A 17,616-nucleotide genomic window follows, 5' to 3' on the forward strand; every position below is an offset into this window, starting at 1 on the left:
CCCTGAATAATAAGTTTGTAGCCGTAAGTGCGTGGAATGCATTCTTCACCCGAATGGTTATAAGTGGTAGCCTGCAGAAAGGTAAAACTGTTATACGTGAGGCGTATGAATACACCCGTCACCAGCGGTATTGACCGTATCGACCTGATGCAAACTTTTGTGCGTATTGTGGAAAGCGGCAGTTTGTCTGCGGCTGCGGCGCAACTGAGCACCAGCCAGCCGACCGTCAGTCGCCGTTTGCAGTCACTCGAGCGCCTGCTGGGCGCGAAACTTATCCTGCGCACCACCCACGCGATGAAGCTCACCGACGACGGCCAGCGGTGTTATGAGCAGGCAAAATTATTACTCGAACGCTGGGTCTCGCTGGAAGATCAACTAAGCGGGGCGGGTGATGAACCGGTGGGGACCCTGCGGGTGCGTGCGCCGCATGCGTTCGGACAGGACCAGCTGATCGCGCCGCTGACCCGTTATTTACAGCGATACCCGAATCTTTCCGTCGACTGGATGCTGAATGACCGCACGCCGGACTTCATTTCTGAAGATATTGACTGCGCCATTCAGGTGGGGAATGTTGCCGATCCGTCGATGGTGGCCATTTTGCTGGCCGAGGTGCCACGTATTGTGGTGGCGACGCCGGAACTGCTGCGGCAGCATCCGGTTACCCGGGTCAGCGAACTGGCAAAATTACCCTGGATTTCTTTCAGCACGTATTACCGCAACGAATTTACGCTAAAACATGACAATGACGGCAGAATGGAAAGTTGCAACATTGCGCCGCGTATGGCGACTGACAGTTTATACGCCATGCGTAAGGCCGCGTTGTCGGGATTAGGGGCGGGCATTGTGTCTGCGTGGATCGTCAAAGAAGACATCGCCGAAGGACGTTTACAGCGCGTATTACCCGGCTGGAACGCCTTGCCGCTGCCGGTTTATCTGGTCTATCCGTATTCCAGTTATTATCCGGCGCGCCTGCGCAAATTCCTCGAAATGATGCGCGGCGTGATGCCTGAACTGGCCGAAATGCAGACACCCGGCGGGTAGAAACACTCGGTTATGTCGCGAAACTGAGAGACTTAGCGCTAAACTTAAAACAGATAACGAAGAAAAAGCGAGGAATGTCGTGGAAGTCATCAAGGGAAAAGAACTACAGGTTTCAGATGCCGTTTATGCTTTCCAGATGGACGGACAGGGCGGCGTGAACGATATCAGTCCGCTATGTGTCGCCAGTGAAGATAAACCCTGCTGGTTGCATCTTGATTACACGCTTCCTGCCAGCGAACAGTGGATCAACAGCACGCCGGTGTTGCCGGATACCGTGCGCGAGGCACTGGCCGGGGACAGCGTCCGCCCGAAAGTTATGCGCGTAGGCGAGGGCACGCTGATCACCTTGCGCAGCATCAATCTTAATGCGGATGCGCGGCCCGATCAGCTGGTCACCATCCGCGTCTACCTCACCGATAAAATGATTGTCTCCACGCGGCACCGGAAAGTGTTTTCCATGGAAGAGATGATCGGGGATATGAAGCAAGGCAGCGGGCCGCGGAATACCGGGCGCTGGCTGGTGGAAATTTGCGATGCGCTGACCGATCACACCAGTAATTTCATTGAAGATCTGCACGATAAAATTATCGATATTGAAGATGATTTGATGGAGCAGCAGGTGCCGGAGCGGGGTGCGATGGCGTTGCTGCGCAAACAGCTTATCGTTTTACGTCGCTATATGGCGCCGCAGCGCGATGTGTTCTCCCGCCTTGCCAGTGAACGCCTGCCGTGGATGAATGACGATGACCGACGTCTGATGCAGGAAATTTCCGATCGGCTGGGGCGCGGACTGGATGATCTGGATGCCAGCATTGCGCGTACTGCCGTGCTCTCGGATGAAATCAGCTCACTGTTGGCCGATTCACTGAACCGCCGCACTTACACCATGTCGCTGCTGGCGATGGTCTTCCTGCCTGCGACGTTCCTGACCGGTCTGTTTGGTGTCAATCTGGGCGGTATTCCCGGCAATACCTCGCCGTTTGGTTTCGGGATTTTCTGTGCCTGTCTGCTGGCGCTGGGCGGTGGTGTCGCACTGTGGATGAAAAAAAGCCGGTGGCTGTAGAGCATTAACTGGCTGAAAAAAAGCCAAAAAAAAGCCGGTCATAAGACCGGCGTCGTTCGAATTAAATTGTGCTATGCATTAATTCTAAAAATTTGGAAATAAGACAATATGGAGCACAACGCCCATCGCTTGACGTTGCATTCACCTGCGGAATAGATACTGCACCGATTCAGCCATTCTAATGTTGATTTCGCTCAATCTTTTTTAAGGTTTCTCCCCTGCGGAAGGCCTGTACAGGCATTTTTGCTTGCCTGCCTTATTTTCGACATAACAGGAGATTGCTGTGCATACCCGGGAAATGATTCATCAGGCGTATGAAAATACGACCACTAAAACATCCGGCATCTGGAAAAACCACCGCGACACGGGCGAAATCCGCACTGAGCCTTTTTATCACCCGACGCGGCTTGCCATCACCAGCGGTCATCGCGCAGGCCCCCGGATGGCGGGGTTACTGGCAGACTTAGCCACCGCTGCGCAGGGGGATCCGCTGGCCGATGTGGCGCAGGTTAACGGCATGCATTTCACCTTTTTCGCTATCACGCAGGCGCTGTATGACCGCCCTGAAGACGCGGAAGGCCTCGCGGATCTGATCAGCATTTTTGAACAGTATTGCCGTGGCCATGTTATGCAGATCAGCGATTTGCGGCTGGTGGCTTTACCGGATCAGCTTCTGCTGGCCGGATTTCCGGACGCGGAAAGTTTGCGGGTGAGACAGGCGCTGGTTGAGCATCTGCTGAATACGCCGTGGGCAGCCAGGATCAGAGAGCGATTCCCCAACACGGAAATCCCGCAAGTCTTCTGGCACAGCACCTTGCTGCGTTACAGCGCGCAATATCTGCCTGAATCGCTGCGTGTCTGGTTCCATGAAAACCGGCAGAAAGACTTTGGCTCGCTGAGTTTGCCGGTGAACCTTGTCATGACTAATTACAACTGGACGGAGACGTTCACACTAGCCTGATAAACAAAAAGCCCGCATTGCGCGGGCTATAAGATTCACAGTGAACGCTGCGTGGGAGATTATTTAATTTCCAGCACGTTCAGACGTTCAACCGGCACCGCCGCTTCATCTTCATCCGGCTGCCAGCCAACAGGCTGCATCGGCATATCTTCACGGTCAAACGCCAGATCTCCACCGTCGACTACGGCATCGCCATGACGGATCCCTTTAAAATCGAACAGATTCATGTCATTGAGATGCGAAGGCACCACATTTTGCATCGCGCTGAACATGGTCTCAATGCGGCCAGGATATTTTTTATCCCAGTCTTTCAGCATGTCGCCGATAACCTGACGTTGCAGGTTTGGCTGCGAGCCGCACAGGTTACAAGGGATAATCGGGTATTCGCGCGCAATCGCAAAACGTTCGATATCTTTCTCGCGGCAGTATGCCAGCGGACGGATCACGATGTGTTTACCGTCGTCGCTCATCAGTTTTGGTGGCATTCCTTTCAGCTTGCCGCCGTAGAACATGTTGAGGAACAAGGTTTGCAGAATGTCATCGCGGTGATGGCCGAGGGCAATCTTGGTACAACCCAGTTCCGTCGCGGTGCGGTACAAAATCCCGCGGCGCAGACGTGAACACAGGGAACAGGTCGTTTTGCCTTCCGGGATTTTATCTTTGACGATGGAATAGGTGTCTTCGGTGACAATCTTATATTCCACACCCAGCGCGTCTAAATACTCAGGCAGGATGTGTGCCGGAAACCCCGGTTGTTTCTGGTCAAGATTGACCGCCACCAGTGAAAAATTCACCGGCGCGCTTTGTTGCAGGTTGCGCAAAATTTCGAGCATGGTGTAGCTGTCTTTTCCGCCGGAAAGACAAACCATAATGCGATCACCTTCTTCGATCATACCGAAGTCAGCAATTGCTTTCCCAACGTCACGGCGCAGGCGCTTTTGTAGCTTGTTGAGGTTGTACTGATCTTTTTTATTAACTAATTGATTATCTGACATTTTTTGATGTTCGATTCGTCTGGTGGCGCAGCAGGGGGAAAACCTGCAACGCGAGTTTCTTGTTCAGCATACCGGTCGGGTCGCTTTCATGCTCCAACTGCCGATGATAAAAGGCGGGTTTGTTCCCGCAGTCAGCATCCGGCATGCGTTCGTGTGGCGCGTATGATACGGATTACGCCGTGAAATGTCAGCGCGTTTTATAGCAGCATTCCGGCATGCTCCGCTTGGGGAAAGGGAGTTGCAGGTCTGGAATAAGAGGCGACCCTTATTTTCGGTGTCATAACGACAAATAGACTTTCAGATGTTCATGAGTATTTTCGGTCATCTCCGGCCAATAATCGGCAAATTTTTCAGGCAACAGTTTAGGTTATTTTACCTGTCCGCAGAGGGGAAGCGGGGCTGTTTAAGGGATTTTGTGCCTTGAATGACACACCTGTGATGAAGGTACGGGGGCAAATACAGATGTTTCTCAATGAACAAGCTGAAATGCTAACTATGCTTACTAAACGCATTGTTAAATCAGAATCACTTTCAGGAGAGAAGTATGAACAGGAAAAACCTTATTGCCGCGTCACTTGCCGCTGTATCCATTCTTTTTGTCGCAGGTTGCGCGTCTAATCAGGCGATTAAAACTACGGACGGGAAAACCATCGTCACAGACGGTAAACCTCAGGTAGATGACGATACCGGTCTGGTGTCTTATAAAAATGCCGAGACGGGTAAAACCGAGCAGATCAATCGCGACCAGGTTAAAAATATGAGTGAACTGGATAACTGATTTATCCGGAAATTCTGACAAAGGAGAGAATGATGAACAGGAATTTATTGCCTCAAAAAATGCTTTTGCCTTTAGCCGCTATCCTGTGTGTCGCAGCGCTGTCTGGCTGTACCCGCACGAGTTATGCGATTCAGACCAATGATGCGCGAACCATCATCAGCGACGGTAAACCGAAAGAAGCAGATTCCGGTCTGCTGGAATATACCGACGCCAATGGTGTGAAACAGCAAATCAGCAAAACTGAAGTGAAACAGGTAACAGAACTTCCGAAGTAAATCCGGTGCGTAATCTTTTTTTGTCTGATATTAAAACCCGCTGCTAAAGCGGGTTTTTTATGAACGGATTACCGCAAACCGTTGCCCAAATCTCTGCATTGGTTTTCTCATTGCCCCTATCTTTGCGACGTCACCACATTGCGTTTTAATGCTTTTTTGGCCAGTGCGGCTTTCATGCCTTTTTCTGCGCTGCGGTGCAATATCCAGCCGAACAGCAGAACTGACAGGGCGCACAGCAGGAACAGGAGCCGTCCCCACAACGGATTCGGCACCAGCACCATCAGCAGCAACCCCGCGCCCATGTACATCGAAATACGGCCGATTTTATCGCGCTGCAGGCGGTCGAACTCATCTTGTTCATGGTCGGCATAGACGGGTGTCTCCATGTCAGAAAAGAACTGCTGGCGCTGAGTTTCCCGCACCGTATCGGACTCGCGATAGAACAGGGTGGTCAGACAGAAGAACCCGCCGGTAAACACCAGGTGCGCAAAGATATTCCACATGATCGCCACATCCAGCAGTTCACGTGCCGTCAGGGTGATCCCCAGCAGACGGGCGACATCCGGCGCGGTGAACAGGTTCGCCACCACATAAGACACACATAATCCGAATAATACGGTGACCCATGCCGCCCAGTCCGGCGTTTTACGGATAAACACACCGAGGAACAGCGGCACCACAATCGGTGCCTGCATCAGCGTGCCGACTTTCATCATCAGGTCGAACAGGCTGACTGTCTGCATGGTGTGCATGTATTGCGCCACCAGAATGACCAGTACGCCATTCACCACGCAGGCAATCTGGCCGACGCGCAACTGATATTTGTCGCTGCGTTCACTGTTGCGGTTAATGACCGGCGTCCAGAAGCTGCGTACAAAAATCCCGGAATTACGGTTCAGTGCGCAATCCATAGAAGACATGGTGGCGGCGAACAGTCCGGCCATCAGCAGGCCGACGGTGCCCACCGGCATGGCGCGTTCTGCAAAAATCAGATACACCGCATCGGTCGCGTTTTTGCCCAGTTCCGGATGCGCGGTTGCCGCGTCAGGATAAAGGATCGCCACCGCCCACGGCGGAATGAACCAGATAATCGTACCGACCAGCATCAGCACTAACGCGAACAATGCCGCCTTTTTGGCATTGAAACTGTCTTTGGCATTCAGGAAGCGGTAGGAATCCTGCAGATTGTTGATGCTCTGCACATTCTTGATAAAGAAGAACAGGAAACAGGCCACCAGCAGGGAAATATAATGCGGGCCAACGTCAGGGCCGGTAATGAAGCCGGAAGGAAACTCCGTCACCAGTTTCACCGGGCCGCCGACTTTAAATAACGCCACCACTGCGCAGGCAATGGAAATAATCGCCACCACCAGCGTCTGCACAAAATCACTGGCGACCACGCCCCACGCCCCACTCAGCAGCGAAATCACCAGCACCACGATGCCCGTCACCCACAGCGTCAGAGTGATGTCGTGCCGGAATACCGCGCTGGCAAACACCGCCAGGCTGTTCAGCCATACGCCGGCGCTGAGAATGCTCAGCGGAATGATCATCCAGGTGAAAAACTGTTCGTTACCTTTGCCGAAGCGATGGTTGATTGCCTCGGTTGCGGTATCAACACGCAACTGGCGGAAGCGGGCGGCAAACCACCACCAGGCGATCAGATAGCCGAACACGTTACCGGCAAACACGCTGACGACATTGAAACCGTAGCGGTAAGCCTGACCGGCCGCACCGGTAAATGTCCAGGCGCTGAACTGGATCATAAAGGCGGTCGCGCCGACCATCCACCAGAGCATTCGCCCGCCGCCGCGGAAATAGTGGCTCGAGGAGCCGGACGCCATTTTTTTGAAGGCATAACTGATGGCAATCATTAAGACGAAGTAACCGATCATGACCAGAACGTTGATATCCATTGTCGTTACTCTCTTGTTTGTAGGGTGAGATGTTTTTTGGTTATGTATTGAGCAAGCGTAGAAGAGGGAATTGAAATTAAAAGTCGGACAAATAAGAAATGCTTAGTTTGTTATCAAATTGTGATTCTGGTCACTTGTTTGGCCGAATATCGGCTTTTAAGTCAATTCTGGCTGGCGAAAATGAAGGTTCATTGCTTTATTAGTATGACTAAAGCGTGAAATCTCAACGGGGAAATGGCGCGGAGCCGGGAGAATACATGACGTTAATGCTGTGCAGTAATGGAAAAGGAGTGACGGCCAGCCTGGTGCTGTTGCTGACGCTGATGACGGGTTCTGCCGGAGCACTGGCTGCGGAACCGGCATTTTTGAATACGGCGCAAATGTCTGTTGTCCGCCAGCAACTGCACGATCACCGTGCGGCACCGCAAACGGCGGAGGCGTATCAGCACTTGCTGGCCGCGGCGGATTCCGCCCTGAACAAGCCTGAGCTGAGCGTGACCGACAAAGGCATGACGCCGCCGGGAGGCTCGAAGCATGATTATCTCAGCCTGAGTGCGTACTGGTGGCCGGACGACAGCACACCCGACGGACTGCCGTGGGTGCGCAAGGACGGTCATGTAAATCCCGCCAGTAAAAACGACCAGAGTGATGGCGTGCGGCTGGCCGATTTTACCGCACGGGTGCAGAACCTGACGCTGGCGTGGTATTTCTCCGGCGAACAGAAATACGCCGATAAAGCCGCCAGCCTGCTGCGCACCTGGTTTATCAACCCGGAAACGCGCATGAACCCGAATCTGAATTATGCGCAGGGTGTGCCGGGCATTTCGCCGGGACGTAACGCCGGTGTGCTGGATGGCCGCTATTTCTCCACCCGAATTGTCGATTCGTTAGTGCTGTTGCGCGGAAATCCGGCCTGGACAGATAACGACGAACAGCAAATGCGGGCGTGGATGCAGGATTATCTGCAGTGGTTGCAGGGCAGTAAAATCGCGAAAAAAGAAGGACGAACGGAGAACAATCACGGTAACTGGTATGTGACACAAGTCTCCGGTATTGCCTGGTATCTGGGCGATAAAGCGCTGACTGGCGACATGGCGAAGCTGATGAAAAGCAAGCTGGATGTGCAACTCAAACCCGATGGCACGCAGCCTGCCGAGCTGGCGCGCACGCGTTCGTTTCATTACAGCTACTTCAATTTGCAGGCAATCAGCATGATGGCGGTGCTGGCGCAGAAAAACGGCATTGACCTCTGGCATTACAAAACGTCACAAGGCGGCAGCGTGCTGACCTCGCTGGATTTCATGGCGCGCTTTACTGATCCGTCAGTGCCCTGGCCATACAAGTCACTGGATCAGATCCGTGTGCGTCCGGTGCCGTTGCTGTCCTGGGCGGATAACGCTACGGGTGAAAACCGTTACGAACAATACATCCGCAGCGCGAAATTCACCTTGCCGCCAGCGGTGAAACCGGCTTCCGGCGGATACCACGAAGACGTGACCCGTGGCGCGGTGATGGAGGCCGAACGCGAAACCTGGCTGCTGTCATTGCCATCGTTTGCGGCGGGATATGTCGCGCCACAGCCTCAGGAGATGCATAAATGAATCACTGGCAGCCGTTGCAGATAAGCGCGGGCGAAGCGGATGAACTGCGCGGGCAGATTAATGCAGATTCTCCTTTGGGTGCGGCGCTGCGTGCGCAAATCACCACGCTGGAAAACATGCTCGTGCAGCCGCCGACGATTCCCGGTCACGGCGAGGCAGGTGGCCCTGAGCATACGCAGCACAAGCAAAACTATCTGGGAATCAATCTGGCGGGGCGTTTAGCGCTGATCACCGGTGAGCCACGTTATGGCGATTACGCGCTGGCGCTGCTGACCGGTTACGCCGACATTTATCCCTCGCTGGGCAGCGCGACCAGCAAAGACAGCAATGCGCCCGGTCGTTTGTTCCATCAGACCCTGAATGAAAATATGTTCTGGCTGTACGCCGTCGAAGGCTACCACTGTGTGATGCCATCGCTTAGCGCGGCTCAGCGGGAACATATCGAAACTAACCTGTTTCAGGTGATGGCAGATGATGCGCTGAACCGGCATACCCGTGATTTCGATATCGTGCATAACCACGGTATCTGGTCGGTGGCCGCGGCGGCGATCAGCGGTTATGTGCTGGACGATGCATCGCTGGTAGAAAAAGCCTTATATGGCCTGAAAGGCGACAGTGAAAGTGGCGGATTCTTTGCCCAGCTCAGCCAGCTTTTTTCGCCGGACGGTTATTATATCGAAGGGCCGTATTACCACCGCTTTGCGTTGCGCCCGTTGTTACTGCTGGCGGAGGCCATTGAACGGCGTCAGCCGGATTTACAGATTTATCAGTTCCGTGAGCAGATTATCCGTAAAACCTGTGAAGCCCTGATGCAGACCGCATTCCCCGACGGCGTCTGGCCTGCGCTGAATGATTCCTCTAAAACCATCAATATTCGTGATGACGGCGCGGTGATCGCCGCCAGCGTCTGCTATTCCCGCTATGGCCACAATCCGCAGTGGATCGCTGTCGCACAACAACAGCAAACGGTGTGGGTGAGTGCGGCCGCGCTGAAACTCTCTGCTGCCCTGAAAAAAGCCCCGGCAACGCCCGTGGACTGGGGCAGCGCAGAACTGCGCGATGGTCCGCAAGGCACGCAGGGCGGCATCGGGATTTTACGCAGTGACGCAGAAAATCAGGACATGGCGCTGATGTGGTACGGCCAGCACGGCAGCATTCCCCGCCTGCATTCGGCGCTCAATCACGGCCACTTTGACGGCCTGCATCTTAGCCTGTTCAGCGGCGGACGCGAGTTCCTGCGTGATTACGGCTTTGGCCGCTGGGTCAACGTCGAGCCTAAATTCGGTGGCCGCTATATTCCTGAAAACAATAGTTACTGCAAGCAGACCGTCGCGCATAACACCGTGGTGGTTGACGGGCAAAGCCAGAATGGCGGCAACAGTCTTGAGGCCGAAACACGCTGGGGCGAACCGCATTTCTTCGTCACGGGTAATCCGGCCTGTCAGGGGATGAGTGCGCGGCTTAATGATTATTATCCGGGGGTGAACCAGGCAACGGACGGTGCTGATGCTGAGCCTGCCGGAACTGTCTTCGCCGCTGATCGTCGATGTGTTCCGGCTTACCAGCCATGAGCCGCACCAGTACGATTATTGCCTGCATCATCTCGGTCAGTTTGTCCGCACTGATACCGCTCTTGATGCTGCCAGCCAGCTGACGCCACTCGGTGAAGATCACGGCTATCAGCATTTATGGGATTGCGCGAGGGCTGATGTTGCGGCGGGAGATTCGGCCTTATTCAGCTGGCTTGACGGCGACAGTTACCGCACCCTGGTCAGCGCCTTTCCCGACGGTGGCGAACTGATTGTCGCCCGCACCGGGGCCAGCGATCCGAATTTTAACCTGCGTAATGAACCCGCTTTACTGCTGCGAACCCGGGGGACAAACGCCATTTTCGCCAGCGTGTTTGAAACCCACGGCTATTTTGATGAAGCCAGCGAAATGTCCCTCGACGCGCGCGGCAAGGTTGAACGCGTCAGCGTGGTCAGCCATGACGACGTGCAAACCGAACTGAATATTTACTTTGCCGCCAACCGGACACTGAACGTCCGCATCAGCAACCGCGCCGCACCGGCTGCGGAAGATGCGTTCAGCGTGGCGTGGCAATCCGTTTCACCTCTGAACATCCCTGAATCATAAAGGAGTCACTATGTTTAACGATTTGAAAGGTCAGCGTGTTTTGATCACCGGTTCAACCAAAGGTATCGGGCTGGCGGCGGCGCAGGCATTTGCCGCAGCGGGCGCAAAAGTCGGGATTAACGGCCATCGTCATGATGCCAGCCTGGACAAACTGGCGGCTGATATCGCTAAGAACGGCGGCGAAGTGGCCTATTTTGGTGCGGATGTGACGAAGTCGGCCGAGTGCGAAGCGCTGGTGGCGAGTTTTGTCGAACGCTTTGGTGGCATTGATGTGCTGATTAATAACGCGGGCGGCCTGGGCGGACGTCAGGGGCTGGAAAGCATTGACGATGATTTTTATGACCATGTGATGGATCTCAATGCCCGCTCGGCGCTGATGGTCACAAAATTTGCTATTCCGCATCTGCGTCACGCGGCGAAACAAAGCGGCAAAACCACATCGGTGATCAGCACCGGTTCGATTGCCGGACGCGAAGGCGGCGGGCCGGGTGCCAGTCTCTACGCCGCTTCAAAGGCCTGGCTGCACAATGTGCACCGCAACTGGGTGAAAGAATTCACCCGGGACAATATCCGCTTTAACGTGATCGCGCCGGGCACCATCGACACCGTTTTTCACGCGGATAAGAGCGCAGAAGTGCGCGAAAAAATCGCCGGCTCCATCGCCATGGGTCGTTTCGGCACCGCTGAAGAACTGGCGCCGTCTTACCTGTTTTTCGCCTCGCACGCCTGCAGTGGTTACATCACCGGCCAGATTCTGGATGTGAATGGCGGCCAGATGGCGCCGTAGCGCACAGTTCGGGTGTTTCAGTGTGGCGGGGGCATGCAGCGCGCCGCCACCTGAACTATGATGTCGGCAATCTGCACAGGAAAAAGGGAAGAGCATGACGATGCAGTTTGAAACCGCCGCAGGCATGACCCGTGGCCTGAATACCCATATCGCCCGCGACATCGCCCGCAAAATTCTTTCGGGCGAACTGGCGTCAGGCGCGATACTGCCGAGTGAAATCGAGCTGGGCGAACAGTTTGGCGTCAGCCGTACTGCGTTGCGTGAAGCGCTGAAACTGCTGACCTCCAAGGGATTACTGGAGTCGCGGCCAAAAATCGGCACCCGCGTGAAAGAGCGTCCGCAATGGAACATGCTGGATCCGCAGTTGCTGGAGTGGATGCAGGGCATGGAAGCGACGGAAGATATTTATCACCAGTTTCTGGAATTTCGCAAAGCGATTGAACCGCACGCCACCGCGCTGGCGGCGGTGAACGCCAGTAAAGAGCAACGCATTGAACTCTCAAGAATTTATCGCCAGATGTGTCACGTAGCCGAAAACTTCGATGCACAACATTGGGTCGATATCGATACGCAGTTCCACCGGATGATTTTCATTTCCTCCGGAAACTGTTTTTACGTGCCGTTCGGCAACGTGCTGACCACCATTTTCAAATGGTTCTTTGAGTATTCCTCAAAAGAAGGGGGCATGTGCCTCAGTGAACATAAACGTATTTACGAAGCGATTATGGCCGGTGACGAAGGTGCGGCATTTTCTGCCTCGCTGAGTCTGATGAAAGGGCATAAGCACCGGTTGCATCAGACATAACGTTCAGCAAAACCGTTTCATGCCGTTCCTCCCGATGCGCAGATCTCTCTGCGCATTTTTTATGTCTGATGATCCTCAAATGAGCTCACTGATACAAAAATGAAACAAACGTCACGGGCGGTTACGCCCCAGTGCCAGTGGGTTATATAGACTTGTCATAATTATTACGGTCTAATCATTTTATCAGGACATAACATTTTATGGCGCAGAGTGATTAACGATATTTATTTTAGTTATTAACCCGGTGAATATATGAAAATACTCAAGGTCAGTGATTTCTTTCTCTCGGAACATCATGCTTTCAGTTTATTCGATATGAATCGCCAGTCGATGGAAGATGTACACGGGCATGAGTTTGATGAGCTGGTTATTGTCCGCAACGGCAGCGGGTTTCATATAATCAACGACCAGGCGGAATTTATTCATAAAGGCGATTTTTTCATCGTCAGCGCTCATGATGTCCATTGTTATGAATCCACCAATAAGCTGTCAATTACTAATATTTTGCTCCATAAAGAGCGCCCGTTTTATTTTCTCAATAACATTGGGCAACTGACTGCGGGGATCAAAGATTATACTGCCTCGATAAAAAATCGGCGTGCAGGATTAACGGACGAGGAACTGACGAAAGTTATTGAGCTGACCGATAAAATCACCCGACAAAGTGATGCCTGTTACGACAACGCCTACTTTGCCACAGCAGAGTCTTATTTATTTTCGATGATGGTCATCCTGTACCAGTGTGCGACCCGCAAGGAATGCCGGGCCAGCCCGACAGATTCCGGCAAGCGACATCTGCTGAATTATTTACGCGAGAATTACACATGCAGCATCAACTGGGATTATTTATGTGAAGAAAGTGGTGTGGCAAAAAGAACGATGTTCAGATTTATAAAAGAGATGACAGGATTTACACCTGAAAAATTTCAGCAGCGTTACCGTCTGTTAAAAACACAGGAATTATTGCGTACCTCAGATTTAACTGTCGGGAAAATAGCCACCGTGTGCGGTTTTTCCACCCCATCACGTCTGACGGAAGCCTATAAAAAAGAGTTTCACAGAACACCCTCTCAGGAGCGAATGAGAGTCAGTAACAGTGTGATTAAAACACGCTATTAAAAACAAAATTCAATAATAAGAATTAATAATATAAAACCATAACAACACTAAGAATTAAGGATAACTCACGGACTTTTTTATTCACCATTACCTCTGAAGGACATTATTATGTCAACCACTAAACAACCTAATCCCTGGTACGTCGGGGTGGTTTCCGGCATGGCGTCATATATTGATTCAGCCGCGATTGTTTCAAACGGAACGGCCCTGGTTATTTATCAGAAAACGATAGGGACAACATCAGCTCAGATAGGCATACTTTCTGGCATATTAACCCTGAGTATTGCACTGGGTGCATTTCTGGGCGGCAGACTGGGGGATTGTTATGGCCGACGCAAAGTGTTTATTGTCACCATGGCAATGATCATTATCGGTACGCTGCTGCTGGCATTCGGCAATACCTTTCCGGTGCTGCTGACTGGCACATTGTTGGTCGGGTTAGCTACCGGTGCAGACTTACCGGTATCACTGGCGACCATTGCTGAAGCGGCGACGGATAAAAATCGCGGGAAAATTATCGGATTGTCGAATCTGCTGTGGTTTTTGGGGATTGGCACCACGATGGCAATTTCTGCCATGGTGGGCGACTGGGGAAGGCCCGGTGCGCAGATTATGTATCTGCATGTCTGCGTGGTGGCCGTCGTTCTGCTGGCGTTGCGCTGTACGATCCCGGAGTCGCCTTTATGGCTGATTGCCCGAAACGAACGGCGTGCAGGCATTGTCACGGTGCGTGCGCAGAAAGCGTCGTTTAAAGATCTTATCCACGGGAAATATCTGTGGCCGTTTATTGCGTTGTGTCTGTTCTATACTTTTACCAATCTTGCAGCGAATACCGGCGGTCAGTTTGGGACTTATATTGCAGTTAACGTAGTGGGTATTTCCGTCGGGCAACACTCGCTGTGGAACCTGCTGACCATGCCGGTCGGGGTATTTGCCGGGATCATGTTTATGCGCTTTGTCGATACACCGAAACGTATCCCCGCGTTTATTATGGGGGCATTTTGTTTTGCGGGAGGATTCTTCCTGCCGGTAGTATTTAACTTTTCACCCGTATCCTGGTTCTGTTGTTTATTCTTTACCGCGATAGGCAGTGGTCTGGCCTTCGAAGGGATAATGAAAGTCTGGTCGCAGGAATCCTTCCCGACCATGCTCCGGTCTACAGCACAAGGTATTATCGTCGCTATTTCCCGGTTGTTATGCGGTGTGCTGGCATTCATTACGCCACTGCTGCTTGATGCCGGTCCGCTGGTATTGTATTTCATCTTATCCTCTACGGTGGCTTCCGGTTTATTGATCGGCTGGATCTGTTTCCACGGCAAGCAAAGGAATGAATTTAACAGCGAAGCCGGTACGGTTATTAAAGAACCGGCAACACAATATCCGGCATCCGCTATAAAGCAAATCTAGTTGTTTATTTTACCGCTCAGGCAACATTACACGAGGAGTAAGGCATTATGCTCGCAGTGATCAGACTTACAGTAAATCAGGAATCTGCATTGCACGGTGTGCAGGAACTGCCAGTATTAGGCTGGGAAATTGAAAGCCATAACAGAAATGTCCGGCAAACTGCTTACCGGATCCAGATCAGCCAGGATCAGAATTTTGATAATATCCTGCTTCGCGGCGAATGGCAGGAAAGCGAATGTTCAAATAATGTTTCCCTGACGGAATTAATGCTCACATCCTCGCAGCATTATTTTATCCGTGTACAGATACGTGATAATTATGGCGAAACCAGTGCCTGGAGTTCACCTGCGGAGATGATTTCCGGCGTGCTGTATAGCCATGAATGGCTGGCTGATTTTATTACCGCCGAAACGTCGGCAGATAAAGACAATTCCGGCGCAACATTATTGCGAAAACCTTTTGTTCTGAACCGTGCGGAAGATATTCAGTCTGCCTTTATTCATGTCAGTGCACTCGGACTTTATGAATTACATCTCAACGGTCATAAAGTCGGAGAAGATGCCCTGACGCCCGGCTGGACGAGTTATCACCATCATTTACTTTATCAGACTTATGATGTGACGGGACATCTGGAAAAAGGCGAAAACGTTATTGGCGCTATTGTCGGTGCGGGCTGGTACAAAGGCGATATGGGCTTCAGCCGTCATCGCAATTATTATGGTGAACGGAGCGCACTTATTTCCCAACTGGTCATAAATTATAACGATGGCTCGCATGAAATTGTGGTCAGCGATGAAAGCTGGAAAGGGCAGGATTCCGCCATTCTGTTTTCAGAAATCTATGACGGCGAAACTTACGATGCGCGCAGGGAAATCCCCGGCTGGTGCGTGAAAGGTTTCGCAGAGAAGGGATGGCGTCCGGTCAGTCTGGCGATGCATGAAAAATCCACACTGGTGGCGCAGGGAAGCAACAGGGTCAGGAAAATGGGAGAAATTAAGCCTGTTGCGCTGCTCACCACGCCGCAAGGCGACACAGTCATTGATTTTGGCCAGAATCTCAGTGGCTGGGTAGAGTTTACGGTCAGCGGCAAGGCGGGCGATAAAGTCGTGTTACGCCACTTTGAAGTGCTGGACGCAGAGGGCAATGTGTATCTCGATAATCTGCGTTCTGCCCGACAGCGCACTGAATATGTGCTCAAAGGTAAGGGGGCAGAAACCTGGCATCCGCACTTCACCTGGCAAGGTTTCCGCTTTGTGAAGGTTGAGGAATATCCGGCGCAGTTGGATCTGAATAACTTCACCGCCATTGTTTTGCATTCCGATATGGAGCAGACCGGGTCTTTCGCCTGTTCAAACCCGGATCTGAATCAGTTACACCACAATATTCTGTGGGGGCTGAAAGGTAACTTTGTCGACGTGCCGACGGACTGCCCGCAACGTGACGAGCGGCTTGGCTGGACGGGGGATGCGCAGATTTTTTGCCGTACGGCGAGTTATCTGATGCAAACCCGCAATTTCTTCGCCAAATGGCTGACCGATCTTCGTTATGACCAGACGGCTGAGGGCGGTGTGCCGCACGTTATTCCGGATATTCTGACCGGTTACTGTGGCCAGGACCGCCTGTTGTCTGAAGGCGGAACCCATTCTGCCTCGGCCTGGGCGGATGCCGCGGTGATCAACCCGTGGACAATGTACCTGATGTATGGCGATACCAACGTGCTGGAAAACCAGTATGCCAGCATGAAAGGCTGGATTGATTTCATGACCGCGCATGCGGAAAATCACCTCTGGCATTACAAATTACAGTTTGGTGACTGGGTGGCGCTGGATGCCAAAGAGGGCAGTTATTTCGGTGCTACCCCAAACGACCTGACCTGCACGGCGTATTACGCTTATTCCACGCAATTGTTCGCCAAAGCCGCCAAAGCGCTGAATCGTACTGAAGACTATCAACATTACACTGCCTTGCATCAGGCGATTGTCCGTCGTTTTCAGGAGGAGTTCTTTACGCCATCGGGTCGTCTGGCGGCCAGAACGCAAACCGCGCATATTCTGGCACTGTACTTCAATCTGGTCCCTGACGAATTCCGCCAGCGCACCACCGATACGCTGGTTGAATTGCTCAACGAGCACGACGGGCATCTGGTGACCGGCTTCGTCGGCACGCCGTATTTCTGTCACGCACTCAGCCAGAATGGCCGTACTAAAGAAGCCTGGAATTTACTGCTGAAAGAGGATTTCCCTTCGTGGCTGTATCAGGTGAAAGCCGGTGCCACCACTGTCTGGGAACACTGGGACGGCATCAAACCGGACGGCAGCATGTGGAGCGCGGACATGAATTCCTTCAATCACTACGCTTACGGCGCGGTGGGGGGAATGGCTCTACCGCGTGGCGGCAGGGATTGAAGCTGATGAGGAACAGCCCGGATTCAAACACGTCATCATCAAACCGCAGACCGGCGGCGGCCTGAGCTGGCTCGATACCCGCTATCAGTCAATCTATGGTGCGATTGGCGTACGCTGGGAAGTCAGCGGTCAGACCGTCTTCCTTAACGTCACGGTTCCGGCAAATACCTCCGCCACCGTGGTCCTGACGGACGGTCAATCTGTGCAGGAAGCGGACGGGATTGATTTTGTGCGCTGCGCACAGGGATACACCGCTGAGGTGGGATCGGGGGAATATCGGGTGGAATACCGGTTAGTTTAGTGAGGTCGCTTGTTTGCTCCTCCCCC

16 protein-coding genes and 1 pseudogene are annotated in these 17,616 nt (G+C 52.7%); 14 read left to right on the plus strand and 3 right to left on the minus strand.

Annotated features, from left to right (window positions below):
• Positions 1-105 precede the first annotated feature (105 nt).
• The 3 genes from UC14_RS13255 to UC14_RS13265 all read left to right on the plus strand — a co-directional run bounded on the left by UC14_RS13255 (position 106) and on the right by UC14_RS13265 (position 3,065).
• Positions 106-1,041 carry a LysR family transcriptional regulator gene (locus UC14_RS13255; protein WP_013575378.1) on the plus strand — a complete coding sequence of 312 codons (936 nt, stop codon included), beginning with the start codon at positions 106-108 and terminating at the stop codon, positions 1,039-1,041.
• Positions 1,042-1,120: 79 nt separating this feature from the next.
• Complete coding sequence (gene zntB, locus UC14_RS13260) at positions 1,121-2,104, plus strand: zinc transporter ZntB (RefSeq protein WP_013575379.1); 984 nt, start codon at positions 1,121-1,123, stop codon at positions 2,102-2,104.
• 283 nt (positions 2,105-2,387) lie between these two features.
• Entirely contained in the window at positions 2,388-3,065 is a 678-nt protein-coding gene (locus UC14_RS13265; RefSeq protein WP_041673129.1) for a hypothetical protein, read from the plus strand.
• A 59-nt stretch (positions 3,066-3,124) separates the two neighbouring features.
• On the opposite strand, the gene ttcA is transcribed toward UC14_RS13265, so the two are convergent.
• Both ttcA and UC14_RS27095 read right to left on the minus strand, forming a co-directional pair.
• Positions 3,125-4,060 carry a tRNA 2-thiocytidine(32) synthetase TtcA gene (ttcA, locus tag UC14_RS13270; protein ID WP_013575381.1) on the minus strand — a complete coding sequence of 312 codons (936 nt, stop codon included), beginning with the start codon at positions 4,058-4,060 and terminating at the stop codon, positions 3,125-3,127.
• A gap of 105 nt (positions 4,061-4,165) precedes the next feature.
• Positions 4,166-4,297: pseudogene (locus UC14_RS27095) on the minus strand (site-specific integrase); the annotation flags it as partial.
• A 307-nt stretch (positions 4,298-4,604) separates the two neighbouring features.
• Here UC14_RS27095 and UC14_RS13275 point away from each other — a divergent pair.
• Both UC14_RS13275 and UC14_RS13280 read left to right on the plus strand, forming a co-directional pair.
• Positions 4,605-4,838 (plus strand): YgdI/YgdR family lipoprotein, encoded by a 234-nt coding sequence (locus UC14_RS13275; protein WP_015689902.1) that lies wholly within the window; start codon positions 4,605-4,607, stop codon positions 4,836-4,838.
• Positions 4,839-4,870: 32 nt separating this feature from the next.
• A complete protein-coding gene (locus UC14_RS13280; RefSeq protein WP_013575383.1) occupies positions 4,871-5,113 on the plus strand; it encodes a YgdI/YgdR family lipoprotein in 243 nt (80 codons plus the stop codon).
• Between the two features lie 116 nt (positions 5,114-5,229).
• On the opposite strand, the gene UC14_RS13285 is transcribed toward UC14_RS13280, so the two are convergent.
• Entirely contained in the window at positions 5,230-7,029 is a 1,800-nt protein-coding gene (locus tag UC14_RS13285) for a transporter (RefSeq protein WP_013575384.1), read from the minus strand.
• Between the two features lie 257 nt (positions 7,030-7,286).
• On the opposite strand from UC14_RS13285, the gene UC14_RS13290 reads away from it, so the two are divergent.
• From UC14_RS13290 to UC14_RS27105, 9 genes are all read left to right on the plus strand, one after another.
• Entirely contained in the window at positions 7,287-8,630 is a 1,344-nt protein-coding gene (locus tag UC14_RS13290; protein ID WP_112197867.1) for an alginate lyase family protein, read from the plus strand.
• The gene (locus UC14_RS13295) at positions 8,627-10,201 is read left to right on the plus strand and encodes a heparinase II/III family protein (RefSeq protein ID WP_232829682.1); all 1,575 of its coding nucleotides are present in this window, start codon (positions 8,627-8,629) and stop codon (positions 10,199-10,201) included. The genes UC14_RS13290 and UC14_RS13295 overlap by 4 nt, the downstream gene beginning before the upstream one ends.
• Positions 10,137-10,766 (plus strand): hypothetical protein, encoded by a 630-nt coding sequence (locus tag UC14_RS27100; RefSeq protein ID WP_232829683.1) that lies wholly within the window; start codon positions 10,137-10,139, stop codon positions 10,764-10,766. The genes UC14_RS13295 and UC14_RS27100 overlap by 65 nt, the downstream gene beginning before the upstream one ends.
• 10 nt (positions 10,767-10,776) lie before the next feature.
• Positions 10,777-11,553 (plus strand): SDR family NAD(P)-dependent oxidoreductase, encoded by a 777-nt coding sequence (locus UC14_RS13300; protein WP_013575387.1) that lies wholly within the window; start codon positions 10,777-10,779, stop codon positions 11,551-11,553.
• A 94-nt stretch (positions 11,554-11,647) separates the two neighbouring features.
• Positions 11,648-12,358: a FadR/GntR family transcriptional regulator gene (locus UC14_RS13305; RefSeq protein ID WP_013575388.1), complete on the plus strand. Its 711-nt coding sequence runs from the start codon at positions 11,648-11,650 to the stop codon at positions 12,356-12,358.
• Between the two features lie 252 nt (positions 12,359-12,610).
• Positions 12,611-13,477: a helix-turn-helix domain-containing protein gene (locus UC14_RS13310; protein WP_112197868.1), complete on the plus strand. Its 867-nt coding sequence runs from the start codon at positions 12,611-12,613 to the stop codon at positions 13,475-13,477.
• A 108-nt stretch (positions 13,478-13,585) separates the two neighbouring features.
• Positions 13,586-14,884 (plus strand): MFS transporter, encoded by a 1,299-nt coding sequence (locus UC14_RS13315; protein WP_037033933.1) that lies wholly within the window; start codon positions 13,586-13,588, stop codon positions 14,882-14,884.
• A gap of 47 nt (positions 14,885-14,931) precedes the next feature.
• Positions 14,932-17,289 carry a family 78 glycoside hydrolase catalytic domain gene (locus tag UC14_RS13320; protein WP_232829684.1) on the plus strand — a complete coding sequence of 786 codons (2,358 nt, stop codon included), beginning with the start codon at positions 14,932-14,934 and terminating at the stop codon, positions 17,287-17,289.
• Positions 17,273-17,590 (plus strand): alpha-L-rhamnosidase C-terminal domain-containing protein, encoded by a 318-nt coding sequence (locus UC14_RS27105; protein ID WP_232829685.1) that lies wholly within the window; start codon positions 17,273-17,275, stop codon positions 17,588-17,590. The genes UC14_RS13320 and UC14_RS27105 overlap by 17 nt, the downstream gene beginning before the upstream one ends.
• Positions 17,591-17,616: the final 26 nt, after the last annotated feature.

The sequence above is a fragment of the Rahnella sp. NRRL B-41462 genome, assembly GCF_003263525.1.
In the GTDB taxonomy this organism is placed as follows: Bacteria; Pseudomonadota; Gammaproteobacteria; order Enterobacterales; family Enterobacteriaceae; genus Rahnella; species Rahnella aceris.

Excerpts from the sequence above, each read along its gene's own strand:
- UC14_RS13255 (WP_013575378.1), top strand. The coding sequence starts at position 106 with ATGAATACACCCGTCACCAGCGGTATTGACCGTATCGACCTGATGCAA.
- ttcA (WP_013575381.1), bottom strand. The coding sequence starts at position 4,060 with ATGTCAGATAATCAATTAGTTAATAAAAAAGATCAGTACAACCTCAAC.
- UC14_RS13275 (WP_015689902.1), top strand. The coding sequence starts at position 4,605 with ATGAACAGGAAAAACCTTATTGCCGCGTCACTTGCCGCTGTATCCATT.
- UC14_RS13280 (WP_013575383.1), top strand. The coding sequence starts at position 4,871 with ATGAACAGGAATTTATTGCCTCAAAAAATGCTTTTGCCTTTAGCCGCT.
- UC14_RS13285 (WP_013575384.1), bottom strand. The coding sequence starts at position 7,029 with ATGGATATCAACGTTCTGGTCATGATCGGTTACTTCGTCTTAATGATT.
- UC14_RS13290 (WP_112197867.1), top strand. The coding sequence starts at position 7,287 with ATGACGTTAATGCTGTGCAGTAATGGAAAAGGAGTGACGGCCAGCCTG.
- UC14_RS13295 (WP_232829682.1), top strand. The coding sequence starts at position 8,627 with ATGAATCACTGGCAGCCGTTGCAGATAAGCGCGGGCGAAGCGGATGAA.
- UC14_RS27100 (WP_232829683.1), top strand. The coding sequence starts at position 10,137 with ATGCTGAGCCTGCCGGAACTGTCTTCGCCGCTGATCGTCGATGTGTTC.
- UC14_RS13300 (WP_013575387.1), top strand. The coding sequence starts at position 10,777 with ATGTTTAACGATTTGAAAGGTCAGCGTGTTTTGATCACCGGTTCAACC.
- UC14_RS13305 (WP_013575388.1), top strand. The coding sequence starts at position 11,648 with ATGACGATGCAGTTTGAAACCGCCGCAGGCATGACCCGTGGCCTGAAT.
- UC14_RS13310 (WP_112197868.1), top strand. The coding sequence starts at position 12,611 with ATGAAAATACTCAAGGTCAGTGATTTCTTTCTCTCGGAACATCATGCT.
- UC14_RS13315 (WP_037033933.1), top strand. The coding sequence starts at position 13,586 with ATGTCAACCACTAAACAACCTAATCCCTGGTACGTCGGGGTGGTTTCC.
- UC14_RS13320 (WP_232829684.1), top strand. The coding sequence starts at position 14,932 with ATGCTCGCAGTGATCAGACTTACAGTAAATCAGGAATCTGCATTGCAC.